Raw genomic sequence first — 15,845 nt, 5'->3', positions numbered from 1 at the left:
GTGCACGCGATGCAGTGTCGCCGCTGCACGTCACAGGAGCCGCCCGTGTCCACCTCGCTTCCCTCCTTCGCCGCGTCCGCCGCCTACGCCGACTCGCCCGGCCCCACCCTGGTGGAGCCCGAGACGCGGCGGCTGGACGGGGCCGTACGGGAGGCGTACGTACCGCCGTTCGCCCCGCCGGTGCGGCACGGCTCCCTCGCCGACCTGCCCTTCGACAACGCGGCCGCGGCCCACGACCAGGTGGTCCTCAGCCGCAGGTCGGCGCAGGGGGAGTGGTCCGACGTGACGGCGGCGGACTTCGCCGGGCAGGTGCTGGCCGTCGCCAAGGGCCTGATCTCCGAGGGCCTGATGCCGGGCGACCGCATCGCGATCATGGCGCGGACGACGTACGAGTGGACGCTGCTGGACTTCGCCGCCTGGGCGGCCGGCCTGGTCACCGTCCCCGTCTACCCGACCTCCTCCCTCTTCCAGACCCGCTGGATACTCCAGGACTCCGGCGCCGTCACCCTGGTCACCGAGACCACCGCGCAGGCCGCGGCCATGGGCCCGGAACTGGACCGCATCCCGGACCTGAAGCACCTGTGGGTCATGGAGAAGGGGCACGTGGAGCGGCTGGCGGAGCTGGGCGCGCAGGTGCCCGACGCGGAGGTCGAGGTCCGCCGGGGGATGCTGAGCCCGAGCACCCTCGCCACCCTGATCTACACCTCGGGCACCACCGGCCGCCCCAAGGGCTGCGCGCTGACCCACGGGAACTTCTTCGCCGAGGTCGACAACGCCATCGAGCTGCTCTACCCGGTCTTCAAGGCGAAGACGGGCGAGGAGCCGTCCATCCTGCTCTTCCTGCCGATGTCCCACGTCTTCGGCCGCATGGTCGCCGTGGCCTGCGTCCGAGCCCGGGTCCGCCTCGGCCACGCGCCCAGCCTCAGACCGGAGGACCTGCTCCCGGACCTGGCGGCCTTCCGTCCGACCTGCCTGCTGACCATCCCGTACATGCTGGAGAAGGTCTTCAACAGCGCCCGCGCCAAGGCCGAGTCGGGCGGACGGTCCTCGACCTTCGACCGCGCCGTCTCGGTGGCGGTGCGCTACGGCGAGGCCATGGAGGCCCGCCAGACGGGCGGGGGCGGCGGCCCGGGCCGCGGCCTGAAGACCGCCCGCTCCTTCTACGACCCCCTGGTCTTCCGGAAGATCCGCAACGCCATGGGCGGCCGGGTCCGCTACGCCATCTGCGGCGGCTCCCCGCTCGGCCGCCGCCTGGCCGCCTTCTACGCCGGCGCCGGCATCGAGATCTTCGAGGGCTACGGCCTCACCGAGACGACGGCCGCGGCGACGGTCACGCCCCCGCTGAAGCCACGCCTCGGCACGGTCGGCTGGCCGCTGCCCGGCACCCGCGTCCGCATCGCCGCCGACGGCGAGATCCTGATCGCCGGCGAGCAGGTCCTGCCCGGCTACTGGGACCCGCAGGCGGGCGGCGTCGTCCCGGCCGCCCCCGACGGCTGGTTCGCCACCGGCGACATCGGCAGCCTGGACGACGAGGGCTACCTGACGATCACCGGCCGCAAGAAGGAGCTGCTGATCACCGCGGGCGGCAAGAGCGTGGCCCCGGCCCCCCTGGAGAACTGGCTGCGCTCGCACCCCCTGATCTCCCAGTGCATCGTCCTCGGCGACCGACGCCCCTACGTCTCCGCCCTGTTCACCCTCGACCCCGACGGCCTCACCCACTGGCGCCGCATGAACGGCAAGCACCCGGTGCCGCCCGAGCTGCTGACCGACGACGAGGAGGTCCTGGCGGTGCTCCAGCGCGCGGTAGACGAGGCCAACAAGCTGGTCTCCCGCCCCGAGTCCATCCGCCGCTTCGCCGTCCTGCCGCGGGACTTCACGGAGTGGGAGGGCCATCTGACCCCCTCGATGAAGCTGCGGCGCGAGGCGATCATGCGGGACTTCGCGGGTGCGGTGGAGGGACTGTACGACGGCTCCTGACCGGCCGGCCGCTCAGCGGCGGGCGATCAGGCAGGCCTGCGGGACCTTGGCGGAGGTGTCCTCCTCCTGGAGGCGCACCGTCCGCGACAGCACGGTGAACCCGGCTCCCTCCAGCAGCCGGGCCACCGGCTCCGGCCGCCGCCGCTCGTAGTCCAGGGAGACCTCGTGGCCGAAGGGCCGGTCGACCCGGCTCGGCCCGTCGCCGACCTGGAAGGCGAGGAGCAGGTGCCCGCCCGGCGCCAGCACGCGCCGGATCTCGGCGAAGAGGTCCGGCAGCCGCTCCCACGGCGTGTGGATCGACGAGTACCAGGAGACGGCCCCCGCGAGGGCGCCGTCCGGCAGGTCCAACGCCAGCATCGAACCCTGCTCGAAGCGCAGGCCCGGGTTCTCGCGCCGCGCGATGGCGAGCATCGACGCGGACAGGTCGACGCCGAAGACCCGCAGGCCCAGCGAGGCCAGGTGCGCGGTGACCCGGCCGGGCCCGCAACCGAGGTCGGCCACCTCCCCGTCCGGCCCCACCATCTCGGCGAACGCGCCCATCAGCGCGCGGTCCAGCGGGGTGCCGGCGCCGAGGTGACGGAAGCGGTCCGCGTAGTCCTCGGCGATCGTGTCGTAGAAGTCGCGGGTGGTGGTCACGAAGGCGGGGTCGGTGCTCACGGAGGCGTCGGTGGTCGTGGTGGCGTCGGTGGTCACGGCGGTCACGTTGGCGTGGTCGGTCTCGGCGGTCTCGGCGGTCACGGCGGTCACGGCGGGCTCGGCGGTCACGTTGGCGTGGCCGGTCGTGGTGGTCACGGTGGTGTCGGCGGGCTCGGCGGGCTCGGCGGTCACGTTGGCGTGGTCGGTCTCGGCGGTCACCGTGGCGTGGTCGGTCGTGGCGGTCTCGTCGGTCATGGCGCGGACCCTAACGGCGCCCACCGACAGCGGCGCCTCGTTCCGGCCCCGCCGCCCGCAGCGCGGCCGTGAGCGGGGCCTCACTCCAGCCCCGCCGCCCGCAGCCCCGCGGTGACCGCGGCCGCCCCCAGCACCACCACCGCGAACGGCGCCCGCCGCCACGCCAGTACGCCCCCCGCCAGCACCCCCACCGGCCGCGCCCAGCCCGCGAAGCCGCCCGCCTCGGTGAGCGCCCCCGTCGCCAGCAACGCCACCAGCAGCACCACGGCACCGGCGGACAGCAGCTCGCGTGCTCGCTGCGGCACCGTCACCCGGCCGTGCAGCGCCGGGCCGACCAGGCGGAAGGCGTACGTCCCGACCGCCAGCGCGAGGATCACGGCGACCATGGCACTCACGCGGCCTCCTTCCGGACGGGCGCGCGGTGCAGGAACAGGCCGGTCAGCGCCAGCAGCACCGGCACCCCCGCCGGGACGGCCGGAGTCAGCGCCAGGGCCACCGCGGCGCCGGGCAGCGCCGCCCGGCGCAGACCGGCGTCCTCCCGCAGCGCGGGGAGAACCAGGGCGACCAGCACGGCGGGGAAGGCGGCGTCCAGCCCGTACGTCGCCGTGTCGCCGAGCGCGGTGCCGGCCAGCGCGCCGAGCAGCACGCCGAGGTTCCACACCGCGAACAGCGCCACGCCCGACAGCCAGAAGGCCGCCCGCCGCCGCGCCGGGTCCCGCTGGGCCAGGGCGAACGCGACCGTCTCGTCGGTGACCAGATGGGCGCCGACCAGCCGCGCCACCCGGCCCGTACCGATGGACTCCGCGATCGCCAGGCTGAAAGCCGCCGTACGGGTGTTCAGCAGCAGGCCGGTGGCGGCCGCGGCCACCGGGCCGCCGCCCGCCAGCAGCACACCGACCGCGCTGAACTGGGCGGAGCCCGCGTACACGACCAGCGACATCACCACCGGCACCCACACCGGCAGCCCGCCGGCCACCGCGATCGCGCCGAACGAGACGCCGACGACGCCGCCGGCGGCACTGACGAGGGCCACGTCCCTGAGCAGCTCGGGGTCCCGGCGCCACCGACCGGAAGGATCGGGTGGAGGGGACGGGGTTGTTCGCTGTACCGAACGCATGTTTCCTACAATGGACAGACCGAGTCCTGTTCGTCAAGACGAACGAACGTACCGATGGAGCGAACGCCATGTCCGAGCCGGCCTCCACCCGCCCACCCCTCGACTGGATCGCCGCCTCCCTGCGGCGCGAACGGACCCGGTCCGGCCTGTCCCTGTCCGAGCTGGCCAAACGGGCCGGGGTCGCCAAGTCCACGCTGTCGCAGCTGGAGGGGGCGAGCGGCAATCCGAGCGTGGAGACGCTCTGGGCGCTGGCCGTGGCCCTCGACGTGCCGTTCAGCACCCTGGTGGAGCCGCCGGCCGCCGCGGTGCGGGTGATCAGGGCGGGGGAGGGGCCCCAGGTGGGGTCCGAACGCGCCGACTACACCGCCACCCTGCTCTCCTCCAGCCCACCCGGAGCGCGCCGGGACCTCTACCACCTGCGGGCGGAGCCGGGGGCGGCCCGGGAGTCCGAGCCGCACCTGCCGGGCACGGTCGAGCACCTGGTCGTCGGCAGCGGGCGCCTCCTGGCCGGCCCGCGCGGGGAGAGCGTGGAACTGGGGCCCGGCGACTACCTGACCTACCGCGGGGACGTGCCCCACACCTACGAGGCGCTGGCGCCGGGGACGGCGTTCGTCCTGGTCATGCAGCACGTGTGACGAGACGGGGAGGCGGGCGCCCCGGGGACGAGACGGGGAGGCGGGCGCCCCGGGGACGAGACGGGGAGGCGGGCGCCCCGGGGAAAGGCAGGAGCCCCGTCGCCTGACGGCGCGGGGCTCCTTGGGTACTGCTGTCAATCAGACAGGAGTGACGTTCTCAGCCTGCGGGCCCTTCGGACCCTGCGTGACGTCGAAGGACACCTGCTGGTTCTCCTCGAGGGAACGGAATCCCTGAGCATTGATCGCGGAGTAGTGGACGAAGACGTCCGGGCCGCCGCCTTCCTGGGCGATGAAACCAAAGCCCTTTTCGGCGTTGAACCACTTCACGGTTCCGGTAGCCATAAGCCCTCCTTGGGCCCAAAGGGTTGCCCTGCTCCAGAACCAGCAAGTGTGAAGACTGGAATGCTGCACAACTGCATACGTCTGAGAACGACGAGAGCCCGCGGTCACATGCTCCGCAGGCTCTGTACTGCAAGGGAAACCAAACTGCAACTTGCTGTGAGCCTAGCACGCAGGCACCCGAGCGCAACAGAGGCCAAGATCACTTCACCCGGACGTTTGAACGCCTGCGCCGATCGGCCGACGCCGGGGGTCGGCGGCGGACGGAATCCGCGGGAGGGCTAGCCTCGCGATGTGGACAATTCTCGCACCCGGCCGCGCGTCGGCCACATCCAGTTCCTGAACTGCCTGCCCCTGTACTGGGGGCTCGCGAGAACAGGCACGCTCCTCGACTTCGAGCTCACGAAGGACACCCCGGAGAAGCTCAGCGAGCAGCTGGTGCAGGGCGGTCTCGACATCGGTCCCGTCACCCTGGTCGAGTTCCTCAAGAACGCCGACGACCTGGTCGCCTTCCCCGACATCGCCGTCGGCTGCGACGGCCCGGTCATGTCCTGCGTGATCGTCTCCCAGGTGCCGCTGGACCGGCTGGACGGCGCCCGCGTCGCCCTCGGCTCGACCTCCCGCACCTCGGTCCGCCTCGCCCAGCTGCTCCTCGCCGAGCGCTTCGGGGTCCAGCCCGACTACTACACCTGCCCGCCGGACCTGAGCCTGATGATGCAGGAGGCCGACGCGGCCGTCCTCATCGGCGACGCGGCCCTGCGCGCCAACATGATCGACGGCCCGCGCTACGGCCTCGCCGTGCACGACCTGGGCGCGCTGTGGAAGGAGTGGACGGGGCTGCCGTTCGTCTTCGCGGTGTGGGCGGCGCGCAAGGACTACGCCGAGCGCGAGCCCCTGCTCACCCGCCAGGTGCACGAGGCCTTCCTCGCCTCCCGCAACCTCTCCCTGGAGGAGGTCGGCAAGGTGGCCGAACAGGCGGCCCGCTGGGAGGCCTTCGACGAGGAGACCCTCGCGCGGTACTTCACCACCCTCGACTTCCGCTTCGGCGCCCCGCAGCTGGAAGCGGTCACCGAGTTCGCCCGCCGGGTCGGCCCGACCACCGGCTTCCCGGCGGACGTGAAGGTGGAGCTGCTCCAGCCCTGACGGACCCGCACGCGGCCCGGGGCTCCCGGGCGGGCGGCCCACTACCCTGCTTCCAGGTACCGGCGTACGGGGGACACGCGGGAACGCGGGGACACGGGGAGGGGTGGACGCCATGCGACCGCTCGAAGTCGACGAACCCACGGTCGTGGGGCCCTACCGGCTGCTGGGCCGACTGGGCTCCGGCGGCATGGGCCGGGTCTACCTGGGACGCAGCTCCGGCGGCCGCACGGTCGCCGTGAAGATCGTGCACCCGCACTTCGCGCTCGACGAGGAGTTCCGGGCCCGGTTCCGGCGCGAGGTGGACGCCGCGCGCCGGGTGGGCGGCGCCTGGACCGCGCCCGTACTGGACGCCGACCCCGAGGCGCGCGTGCCGTGGGTCGCCACCGCCTACGCGGCCGGGCCGTCCCTCACGGCGGCCGTCGCGGACGGCGGCCCGCTGCCGGCCCGCTCGGTCCGGGCGCTCGGCGCGGGCCTCGGCGAGGCGCTGGCGGCGGTGCACGAGCTGGGCCTCGTCCACCGCGACGTGAAGCCGTCCAACGTCCTGCTCACCCTCGACGGCCCCCTCCTGATCGACTTCGGCATCGCCCGCGCCACTGGGGGCACCGCCTCCCTCACCTCGACGGGCGTCTCGGTCGGCTCCCCCGGGTACATGGCGCCCGAGCAGATCCTCGGCAAGGGCGTCACCGGGGCGGCGGACGTCTTCTCGCTGGGCGCGGTGCTGGCGTACGCGGCGACGGGCGAGCCGCCCTTCCCCGGCGACTCCTCCGCCGCACTGCTCTACAAGGTCGTCCACGAGGAACCCCGGCTCGGCGCCCTGAACGGTGAGCTGCGGGGCCTGGTGGCCGCCTGCCTGGCCAAGGACCCGGCCGCCCGCCCGGCCCCCGGCGAGGTGGCCCGGCGGCTGGCCCCCGAGGGCGCGGCGCACCTGGTGACCGGCGGCTGGCTGCCCGGCCCGCTGGTGGAGCGCGTCAGCCGCAGCGCCGTGCACCTGCTGAACCTGGAGGCGGCGGAGTCCGCGTCGGGTCCGGTGAGGTTCAGCCGGCCGTCCGTGGGCGGGCCCGAGGCGGGCGGGGCGGAAGCGGGCAGGGCGGAGACGAGCGGGGCGGAGACGTGCGGGGCGGAGGCGGGCGGGTCTGCGGCGGGCGGGGCGGAGGCGGGCGGGTCTGCGGCGGGCGGGGCGCCCCGGGTGTCCGGCGCGTTCGGGCCGGCGCCGGTGATGCCCACGCCGACGCTGGTCCCGGAACCCAGGCACGGTGGCGGTGGCGGTGGCGGCGGCGGTGACATGGGCGGAAGCGGGCACGACGTCCCGCCGCCCGGCAGACTCTCGCTGTCCGTGGCGGCCACCTCCACCCGGGACACCGGAGGCCGCAAGGGCCGCAGGCTCACCTGCACGGTGGCCCTCGCGGTGGCGGGGGCGATGGCGGCGGTGACGGTCGGTTCGGTGTTCGTGTTCGACCTCCTGCCCGGCTCGGGCGGCGAGTCCCCGCCCGGCGACTCGGACACCGCCACCCACACGCCGTCCGCGCCCCGCACCGTCCCCGGGCGCTACGTCGGCACCTGGGAGGGCCAGGCGGTCGCCGTCAAGGGCAACCTGCCCCTCGGCACCTTCCGCCTGACGGTCCGCGAGGCCACGGTGGGCCGACCCCTGGGCACCCTGCGTCACACCGACATTTTCGGCGGCACCTGCGACGACCTGCTGACCCTGCGAAAGGTGACGGCGACCCGGATCGTCGCCGAGGCCGTGGGAGCCGAAGCCAACCGGGACGTCTGCAACCCGGCCCTCCACACCGTCCACCTCACCCCCGTCGGCGACGACCTCCAGTACGAGTCCGACAGCGAGGCCTCGGGCCGACCGAAGGCACGGCTGTCGAGGACGGAGTAACCGACCGGTCGCCTCTCGGGGCACGGTTCGCCGAAGCGACGTCCGGCCCCTGCGCCCCGCCCGGCCGCCGCGGTCACTACTGTGTCAGCGCCGGGCCCGCCACGGCGGCAGGGCGGCCGGCGAACCGTCACGGTCCGCCCCCCACGGGCGAACCCGCCGCGACGCGGCACGCCCCCGGGCCCACACACCGCCGGATGCCGGGGCCCCGAGCGGCCGTACGCACCGCCGGACGTCCGGGACGTGGGCGGCCGTACGCACCGCCGGACGTCCGGGACATGGGCGGCCGGGTCCGCCGTCGCAGACGGACAGTAGTCTCCGTTGCCGGAGCAACGAACACGGCCGCGAGGCCCACGGGGAGGAAGACCACCATGCGGATGCTGGTCACGGTCGTCAGCGAGGGCGGTGAGCCGCACGACGTCGTCGTCACGGCGGACGACACCGCGACGGCCGGCGACGTCGCCCAGGCGCTGTCGACGGAACTCGGCCGAAGCGGAGCCCCGGTGGGCATGCCGTCGAACGTCAGGGTCATGCCCGGCATGGCACCGCCCTCGTTCCCCGGCTACGGGGCTGCCGGGACCGGCGGACCCGCCCTGTGGGCCGACGGCGTGCTCTGCGACCCGGCGGCGCCCGTCGCCCAGGTGCTGCAGGACGGCATGCGCGTCACCGTGGACGACTCCATGGGCCCGCTGCTGCGCAAGGGCGAACCCGTCGGCCAGTTCGAGCTGAGGGTGGCCGGCGGTCCCGCTTCCGGGCGTGTGGTCCGCCTCGGAGTCGGCGTGACCACTCTCGGGTCGGCGCCCACCTGCACGCTCACCCTGCCCGGAGCCGACCTGCCCCCGATCGCGCTCCGCGTCGCGATAGACATGCAGGGCAACGCCACGCTCGGCCCCGAGGGCGGCGCCGAGGTACAGCTGGACGACGAACCGGTGACGGCGCCCGGGACGCCCTGGCCGCCGGACGGCGTCGTACGCATCGGCGACTCGCTCCTGGTCCTGGCCCGCGTCGCCGCGCCGGACGCGCACCTGTCCGCGATGAGCGAGGGCGGCCTGGCCTACAACCGCCCGCCGCGGCTGTCCCCGCTGCGGCCGCGCCGCCGCCTCGTGGTGCCGGTGGCGCCTAGCAAGGGGGAGCGGGCCCGCTTCCAGCTCCTCATGGCGATCATGCCCATGGCCTTCGGCATCGGCATGTACTTCCTCACCAAGCAGATCTACATGCTGCTCTTCTGCCTGATGAGCCCGTTGATGATGGCCGCGCAGTGGATCAGCGAGAACCGCGAGGGCAAGAAGAAGCACCGGACGTCGGTCAAGCAGTACAAGAAGGACCTCGCGGCCCACCAGGCCGAACTGGCCGCCCTCGCCAAGGAGGAGCAGCGCGCCCGCCGGGCCGACGCCCCCGACCCGGCCGAGGTCCTGCTCTTCGCCACCGGCCCCCGCCGCCGCCTGTGGGAGCGCCGGCTGACCGACCCCGACGCCATGCAGCTGCGGATCGGCGTCGGCAACCTGCCCTCGGACGTGGAGCTCGTCCTCGGCCGCGGCGGCTCCATGTACGAGGAGGACGCCCCGGACCCGCCGGTCCTCGCCGACGTCCCGGTCACCCTCCCCTTCGCCCAGCTCGGCGTGGTCGGTGTCGCCGGCGACCGGGAACGGGCGCTGGCCACCGCCCGCTGGCTCGCCGTGCAGGCCGCGGTCCTGCACAGCCCGCGCGACCTCTCCCTGGTGTCCCTCACCGCCACCCCCCACGCCGGCGCCGACTGGCACTGGGTCCACTGGCTGCCCCACACCAGCCCCGACCAGGGCCAGGACTGCGTAGCACTCGTCGGCTTCGACTCCGAGACCGTCACCCGCCGCGTCAACGAGCTGCTCAACGAACTGGCCCGGCGCAAGGCCGCCCGCGAGCAGAACACCACCACCGGCCAGCTCTACCCCGACCCGAACGTCCTGCTGGTCCTCGACGGCGCCCGCCTGCTGCGCCGCGTACCCGGCGTCCCGCAACTCCTCAGCGAGGGCCCGCGGTACGGCATCCTCGCCCTCTGCGTCGACGAGGACGAGCGGCTGCTGCCGGAGGAGTGCAAGGCCGTCGTCGCCTGGTCCCCGGACGCGGCACACCACGTGCGCGTACGCGGCCACGGGCTGGAGTCCGCCGGGGACGTCCTGGCCGACCAGGCCGTGCCCGCCTGGTGCGAGCTGCTCGCCCGTTCCCTCGCGCCGGTGCGCGACGTCAGCCGCGACGACGCCGGCGGCGCCCTGCCCACCGCCGCCCGGCTGCTGACCCTGCTGGGCATGCCCGACCCGTCCGGGACCGACGTGGAGCGCGTGTGGCGGGCGGGCGGTTCGTCGACCGCCGCGCCCGTCGGCATCGCCGCGGACGGCCCGTTCGTCCTGGACATCCGACGGGACGGACCGCACGCGCTGGTCGCGGGCACCACCGGCGCCGGTAAGTCCGAACTCCTCCAGACGATCATCACCTCGCTCGCCGTCGTCAACCGCCCGGACGCGCTGAACTACGTCCTCATCGACTACAAGGGCGGCAGTGCCTTCATGGACTGCGCCCGGCTGCCGCACACCGTCGGCATGGTCAGCGACCTCGACGCCCACCTGACCGAACGGGCGCTGGCCTCGCTCGCCGCCGAACTGCACCGCCGCGAGAAGATCCTCTTCGACGCCGCGGCCAAGGACATCGAGGACTACAACGACACCCGCAAGCTCCGTCCCGAACTGGAGCCGATGCCCCGACTCGTCCTAGTCATCGACGAGTTCGCGTCCCTGGTCGCCGAACTCCCGGACTTCGTCGCCGGCCTGGTCGACATCGCCCGCCGGGGCCGCTCCCTGGGCGTGCACCTGATCCTGGCCACCCAGCGGCCCGCCGGCGTCGTCAGCGCGGACATCCGCGCCAACACCAACCTGCGCATCGCGCTGCGCGTGACCGACGCCTCGGAGTCCATCGACGTCATCGAGGCCCCCGACTCGGGCGCCATCGCCAAGTCCACCCCCGGCCGCATGTTCGTCCGCTCCGGCGCCCAGTCCCTGGTCGGCGTCCAGTCCGCCCGTATCGGCGGCCGTCGTCCCGCGATCGGCGGGACCGGCCCGAAGGCGACCCTGCTGCCGTTGCCGTGGCACGCCTACAGCCGGCCGCTGCCCAAGCGCGACGAGGCCGAGGACGACGGCACCATGGTCACCGACCTCGCCGTACTCGTGGACGCCGTGTGCGACGGTGCGCGCCGGATGGGCTTCGGCGAGCAGCGCAGCCCCTGGCTCGACCCGCTCTCCGAACTGGTGACGGTGGACGAGGCGACGGCGTACGCCTCCCCGGCCGGACCGGAACCGGCAACGGACGTCGCGCCCATCCCGTACGGCCTGATCGACCTGCCGGCCCGGCAGACGCGCATGCCGCTCTCCCTCGACCTGGTGCACGGCGAGCACACCATGATCCTGGGCGGTGCCCGCTCGGGCCGCTCGACCGCCCTGCGCTCCCTGGCGGGCTCCCTGGCGCGCGGCACCTCCCCGCACGACGTGCACGTCTACGGCATCGACTGCGGTTCCAACGCGCTCCTGCCGCTGATGCGGCTCCCCCACGTCGGCGCCGTGGTCACCCGTGACGAACCGGACCGGGTCCGCCGCCTCATCGAGCGCCTGCTCGCGGAGATCGCCCGGAGGCAGCAACTGCTCGCCATGGAGGGCGCCTCCAGCGCCGCCGAGCAGCGCGCGACGGCCTCCCCGGAGGACCGCCTCCCCTGGATGGTGCTCCTGCTGGACGGCTGGGAGGGCTTCGCCTCGACCTTCGAGGCGTACAACTACGGCTCCCTCCTCGAAGCGGCCCAGCGCATCTTCCGCGAGGGCTCCGCGGTCGGCCTCAAGGTCGTCATGACCGCCGACCGCACCGGCCTCAGCGGCCACGTCTCGTCCGCCTTCGCCGACCGGCTCATCCTGCGCTTCGCCGACCCGAACGACTACTCCACGGCCGGACTCCAGGCCCGCGAGGTCCCCAAGAACATGCCGCCCGGCCGCGCCCTGCGCATCACCGACACCGGCGTGGACGAGACCCAGATCGGCCTCCTCGCCCCGGACCCGGCCGGCCAGGCCCAGGTACGGGCCCTGCGCGAGATCGCCGAGGAGACCGCCGCCCGCCACGGCCGGATCCCCGCGGCACGCCGCCCGATGCGGGTGGACGCCCTCCCGTCGCACATCACGTCCTCCGAGGCCCTCGCCCTCGACCCCGACTTCACGCCGCCGTCCGCCCTCTGGGCGCTGATCGGCGTGGGCGGCGACGAACTCCACCCCATCGGCGTGGACCTGGAGGAGAGCGGCCCCGGCTTCGTCATCGCCGGCCCGCCCAAGTCCGGCCGCTCGACGACCCTCATGGCCGCGACGGAGTCCCTCCTGCGCGCCGGGACGCCGGTGGTCCTGGTCGCCCCCCGCCGCTCCCCGCTGCGCGACCTGGAAGGACGGGACGGCGTCCTCGGCCTCCTCAACGCCGACAGCCGCGAGTCCGACCTCGACGAACTGGTGGCCAAGGCGAACGGCGGCTCCTACGCCGTCGTCGTCGACGACGCGGAACTCCTCTACGACACGAGTCTCGACGAGGCCCTGGAAACGGTGGTCCGCAAGGGCGCCGACGGCGGCATCGGCCTCATCGCGGCCGGCTCCACGGACAGCCTCTCCGGCCAGTACCGGGGCTTCGCCGTCGAGGCCCGCAAGTCCCGCAACGGCATGCTCCTCACCCCCCAGAGCCCTTCCGAGGGCGAACTCTTCGGCATCCGCCTCCCCGCGAACGCCGGCGGCGGCCCAGCAGGCAGCGGCCTCTTCGTGACCGGAGGCTCCTTCATGCCGATCCAGGCGGTCCTGAACGGCTGACACCGCGTCACGGCACGACTGCGGGCCCCTGCCTGGGAGGCGGGGGCCCGCGGTGTCTGCCTAGGGCTGGGGTTTGGTGAGCGAGACGGGGGAAGCCTCGGGCTTCTTCTCGGGCTCGGCCGGGGGATCGGAAGGCCAGTTCTTCAGGATCCAGCGGCGGCGGAGAAGCCCCCAGATCATTCCGATCAGGATGAAGACAGCGCCGACTGTCGCGCCAAGAGCGGGCAGATTGAAGGGAGGGTGGGTGACCCAACGATCCAAGAGTGCGTTGGACGGGTCATCGGGGTCGTATGCGACCAGCATCGAGTCACCGGTGGCCACGTCCGGGTACATTCCGGCGTAGTCCGACAGCCTGACCCTGTTTCCTGCCTCAGGTCCCGTGACGAACTCGATCTCCACGTACTCGGGCTTGTTGTCGACTCCAGTGACGATCGCAGCGGCGTTGTGCCCGCTAGAGCGGAGATCATGAACGAGGGAACGTGGTGGGATCCACAATCCAAGAGCCAGTCCAGCAAACAGGAGAAACGTGCAGAAGATCCCCAGGAACGTGCGGTTCGTCGCGACATACGGACGGGGCTTCTGCGCGGCACGTCTCTGGGCGGCGAGCTGTTGTGCAGCGACGACCGATGGCGGGAGCTGGTACTCATCTGCCGCACGCCGCTTCTTCTTAGCCACTAGAGATCCACCTCACGAGAACCACCCACCGACCGACTTTTTGACGCCGGATGCGGCGTCCCCGAACGAGTCGCCAACGTCCTTTACCGCGCCAGTGACCGCATTGATTGCTCTCCTACCCTTCTTGGTCTTCGCGAAGTAAGAAAAACCGTAGCCAGCGCTGAAGCCGAGAGCGAGACCTGCTGCAATCCCCCACCCTACGGGGCCACTCGCAGTCGCAACGAGCGCCATACCTACGAAAGTCCCCGTGGTGCCTGCAGCCATCCCCCCGACATTGGCGACGATGGCGACGTCCTTCTCTTCGTTATGCGCGACATCCCACCCGATAGCCCCGACGGTGAGTACCGTCCCTACCAACGGCAGCTTCCCGCCCGCATGCAGACTGCGTCCGAAGAGTGACGTCGAACTGGGTGGCCGGAGCCCTGGAACCTTGCCGATCAGCCAGCTTCCCCCGTCCGCGACGGACGCTTCCATCAACCGGGAGAACGAACCCATCCCGAACTTGCCGAGGATCCGTTCCGCCTCACGCGCGGACCGTCGGGATGCTTGGGCCGCCTGTTTGGTTGCCTTCTTCAACGCCCTCCTGTCCTTCGCGTTCATGGCGCCGATGCGTTGCTGATACAGGCGACTGGCGTCGTCGGAGAACCTCTGTGACCGTTCCCAGAAGTGGCTTGCATACTTCGCTTGAGTGCCGAATACGGCCGCGACCAGGCCGACTGTGTCGGACCATGTGTCGGCGGGATCGCCCAGCTTCTGCACGGCCAGCTTCAAATGCCGCCATGCCAGATCGCGGAGGGCCGGGTCGTCGCCCTGCATCAGCGCCCGGGTGAACACACCAGTGGGTTGGTCTTTGCTGATCTCCCCGTGGAAAAGGGTAGCCGCCTTCTCGAAGCCCGGTGCGGGCGAGTGCGCGTAGACGGCGGAGGTGAAGGCCGAGCCGAACACTTTCATGTCGTCCTCGGCGGTCGGTGCGTCGCCGGCGGCGATGGTCAAAGGGAGGGCTTTCAGGAACTTCGGGTCCATCTTGGCGTAGAACGCAGACGTGAAGTCCGGGTCGCCCTTGTGCTTCGACAGTTCCTTGGCGATCCGATGAAATTCGGACCCGGCCTCGGACTTGCTGAGGTCCGCCACCTTGTTCATCTGTTCCGCGAGCTTCTTCCCACCTTCTCGCGCTTCGCCCACGGTCGGTACCGGCTCGGGAAGTCGCACCATGGCGGAGCCCCGTTTGAGGCCCTTCTGGTCCAATTCCATGGCCGAGGCCAGAGCCTGCCTGCGGCGCAGCATGGGGAGCTCGTCGTCGACCCAGTCGGCGATCTTCCCCATCTCCGACAACGGTTGTGTGTCGAGATTGAACTTGTGAAATCTGGCCAAGTAGGCCGTTCTGGCGCTGTGCAGGCTCTTACTGCCGCCTTCGAGGGTCTTGATGGTTCGCATCAGGTTGTCCGGGTTGATGCCGGAGAAGTTCGGGTCGACCACTTTGAGCTCCTATTCCGCACCGGGGGCGAGCCGGGGGTCGAGGAGGACGGACTGCGCACCCGATCCTCTCAGTGCCTCTTCCAGTTCACTCGTAAGGATGACCACCCATGGCTGCTGTTCCCCCATGGCTTCCACCAGAAGGGGCACCGTGGAGAACGCGAGTGCGACGAGATGCTCTTCGCCGCTGTTTCCGGCCATCGGCACGAGCATCACGTCGACGGTGCTGTCATCGATGGGAGAGCCTTCGGGTGTCTGCGGAACTTCGGTCATGGTCGGCAGGACGAGGTGCTCAGGTGCGCTCGAAGTTGAGGAGCTGGAGGTCATCGGCTCAGATTATGAGTCGCCGTGGACGGCGGGCAATGGGCATATGAGCCTTCCGCTCAGCCGACGCTTGGTACGTTGAGCAGCAGTTCGTGAATAGTTGAAAGGTGATCGGTAACGCCTGTGACGGATTCCGAAGCGAAGGTTCCCAACCCAAGAAGAGCCGACCTGGAAAAGCTCCGCAGCGACCTCGCCAAGGAGGTGGAAAGCCTCCGGAAGGCCCTCAAGACCCCGACCGAGGAGATCGGTGGTGACAAGGTCTGGGTCGGGAAGAACGCGAGAGCCTGGCACCGGGAGTTGGACGGTCGGCATCGGAAGCTCGCGGAGCAGGTCGGGAAGTTGTTGCCCGTCGTCGACGCGGCCATCCGCGGTGAGCCCGAGAAGGTGTCGGCGGCCGAGGCGCGCTCGTACCACCAGGCCCGGTGAACGCCGTCGGGGCGCCGGGGCCGACTGCAGGTCCTTGATCAGGAGCTGCAGGTCGTGGGCCTTGCGTGCGTACAGCTTCGACAGTTCCCGGAGCCTCGTGAGATCTGCACCGC

13 protein-coding genes are annotated in these 15,845 nt (G+C 72.0%); 6 read left to right on the top strand and 7 right to left on the bottom strand.

Annotated elements, in window-relative coordinates; translation table 11 throughout:
• Positions 1-45: 45 nt before the first annotated feature.
• A complete protein-coding gene (locus ACGF5T_RS29960; protein ID WP_356609301.1) occupies positions 46-1,977 on the top strand; it encodes an AMP-binding protein in 1,932 nt (643 codons plus the stop codon).
• A gap of 12 nt (positions 1,978-1,989) precedes the next feature.
• On the opposite strand, the gene ACGF5T_RS29955 is transcribed toward ACGF5T_RS29960, so the two are convergent.
• The 3 genes from ACGF5T_RS29955 to ACGF5T_RS29945 all read right to left on the bottom strand — a co-directional run bounded on the left by ACGF5T_RS29955 (position 1,990) and on the right by ACGF5T_RS29945 (position 3,985).
• On the bottom strand, positions 1,990-2,634 hold the full coding sequence (locus tag ACGF5T_RS29955; protein ID WP_361014379.1) for a methyltransferase domain-containing protein: 645 nt from the start codon (positions 2,632-2,634) through the stop codon (positions 1,990-1,992).
• A 314-nt stretch (positions 2,635-2,948) separates the two neighbouring features.
• Positions 2,949-3,254: an AzlD domain-containing protein gene (locus ACGF5T_RS29950; protein WP_392889876.1), complete on the bottom strand. Its 306-nt coding sequence runs from the start codon at positions 3,252-3,254 to the stop codon at positions 2,949-2,951.
• 5 nt (positions 3,255-3,259) lie between these two features.
• Positions 3,260-3,985, bottom strand: a complete 726-nt coding sequence (locus ACGF5T_RS29945) for an AzlC family ABC transporter permease (RefSeq protein ID WP_361014110.1) — start codon at positions 3,983-3,985, stop codon at positions 3,260-3,262.
• 68 nt (positions 3,986-4,053) lie between these two features.
• Here ACGF5T_RS29945 and ACGF5T_RS29940 point away from each other — a divergent pair, with 68 nt between their 5' ends.
• Complete coding sequence (locus ACGF5T_RS29940) at positions 4,054-4,620, top strand: XRE family transcriptional regulator (RefSeq protein WP_361014113.1); 567 nt, start codon at positions 4,054-4,056, stop codon at positions 4,618-4,620.
• Between the two features lie 138 nt (positions 4,621-4,758).
• Here ACGF5T_RS29940 and ACGF5T_RS29935 read toward each other — a convergent pair whose 3' ends face one another.
• A complete protein-coding gene (locus tag ACGF5T_RS29935) occupies positions 4,759-4,962 on the bottom strand; it encodes a cold-shock protein (protein ID WP_003974443.1) in 204 nt (67 codons plus the stop codon).
• 291 nt (positions 4,963-5,253) lie between these two features.
• Between ACGF5T_RS29935 and ACGF5T_RS29930 the strand changes: the two genes are divergently transcribed.
• The 3 genes from ACGF5T_RS29930 to ACGF5T_RS29920 all read left to right on the top strand — a co-directional run bounded on the left by ACGF5T_RS29930 (position 5,254) and on the right by ACGF5T_RS29920 (position 12,834).
• Positions 5,254-6,102 (top strand): menaquinone biosynthesis protein, encoded by an 849-nt coding sequence (locus ACGF5T_RS29930; RefSeq protein WP_356609293.1) that lies wholly within the window; start codon positions 5,254-5,256, stop codon positions 6,100-6,102.
• A 112-nt stretch (positions 6,103-6,214) separates the two neighbouring features.
• Positions 6,215-7,984 carry a serine/threonine-protein kinase gene (locus ACGF5T_RS29925; RefSeq protein WP_366768455.1) on the top strand — a complete coding sequence of 590 codons (1,770 nt, stop codon included), beginning with the start codon at positions 6,215-6,217 and terminating at the stop codon, positions 7,982-7,984.
• A 368-nt stretch (positions 7,985-8,352) separates the two neighbouring features.
• A complete protein-coding gene (locus ACGF5T_RS29920) occupies positions 8,353-12,834 on the top strand; it encodes an FtsK/SpoIIIE domain-containing protein (RefSeq protein WP_366768456.1) in 4,482 nt (1,493 codons plus the stop codon).
• 60 nt (positions 12,835-12,894) lie between these two features.
• Here the strand turns inward: ACGF5T_RS29920 and ACGF5T_RS29915 are convergent, their stop codons facing one another.
• From ACGF5T_RS29915 to ACGF5T_RS29905, 3 genes are read right to left on the bottom strand one after another with little or no spacing between them, the layout of a single operon-like run.
• The gene (locus tag ACGF5T_RS29915; protein ID WP_366768457.1) at positions 12,895-13,509 is read right to left on the bottom strand and encodes a DUF3592 domain-containing protein; all 615 of its coding nucleotides are present in this window, start codon (positions 13,507-13,509) and stop codon (positions 12,895-12,897) included.
• Positions 13,510-13,521: 12 nt separating this feature from the next.
• The gene (locus ACGF5T_RS29910) at positions 13,522-14,985 is read right to left on the bottom strand and encodes a hypothetical protein (RefSeq protein ID WP_366768458.1); all 1,464 of its coding nucleotides are present in this window, start codon (positions 14,983-14,985) and stop codon (positions 13,522-13,524) included.
• Positions 14,986-14,994: 9 nt separating this feature from the next.
• Complete coding sequence (locus tag ACGF5T_RS29905; protein WP_366768459.1) at positions 14,995-15,309, bottom strand: SAV_915 family protein; 315 nt, start codon at positions 15,307-15,309, stop codon at positions 14,995-14,997.
• Between the two features lie 120 nt (positions 15,310-15,429).
• Here ACGF5T_RS29905 and ACGF5T_RS29900 point away from each other — a divergent pair, with 120 nt between their 5' ends.
• A complete protein-coding gene (locus ACGF5T_RS29900) occupies positions 15,430-15,732 on the top strand; it encodes a hypothetical protein (RefSeq protein ID WP_366768460.1) in 303 nt (100 codons plus the stop codon).
• Positions 15,733-15,845: the final 113 nt, after the last annotated feature.

The organism is Streptomyces sp. NPDC047853, from assembly GCF_043204535.1.
Lineage (GTDB): Bacteria > Actinomycetota > Actinomycetes > Streptomycetales > Streptomycetaceae > Streptomyces.
This window is presented reverse-complemented; position numbering and strand designations above follow the sequence as displayed.

Bases quoted from the DNA above. Each gene is read 5' to 3' on its own strand.
- ACGF5T_RS29950 (WP_392889876.1), bottom strand. From the start codon at position 3,254: ATGGTCGCCGTGATCCTCGCGCTGGCGGTCGGGACGTACGCCTTCCGC.
- ACGF5T_RS29945 (WP_361014110.1), bottom strand. From the start codon at position 3,985: ATGCGTTCGGTACAGCGAACAACCCCGTCCCCTCCACCCGATCCTTCC.
- ACGF5T_RS29940 (WP_361014113.1), top strand. From the start codon at position 4,054: ATGTCCGAGCCGGCCTCCACCCGCCCACCCCTCGACTGGATCGCCGCC.
- ACGF5T_RS29935 (WP_003974443.1), bottom strand. From the start codon at position 4,962: ATGGCTACCGGAACCGTGAAGTGGTTCAACGCCGAAAAGGGCTTTGGT.
- ACGF5T_RS29925 (WP_366768455.1), top strand. From the start codon at position 6,215: ATGCGACCGCTCGAAGTCGACGAACCCACGGTCGTGGGGCCCTACCGG.
- ACGF5T_RS29920 (WP_366768456.1), top strand. From the start codon at position 8,353: ATGCGGATGCTGGTCACGGTCGTCAGCGAGGGCGGTGAGCCGCACGAC.
- ACGF5T_RS29905 (WP_366768459.1), bottom strand. From the start codon at position 15,309: ATGACCTCCAGCTCCTCAACTTCGAGCGCACCTGAGCACCTCGTCCTG.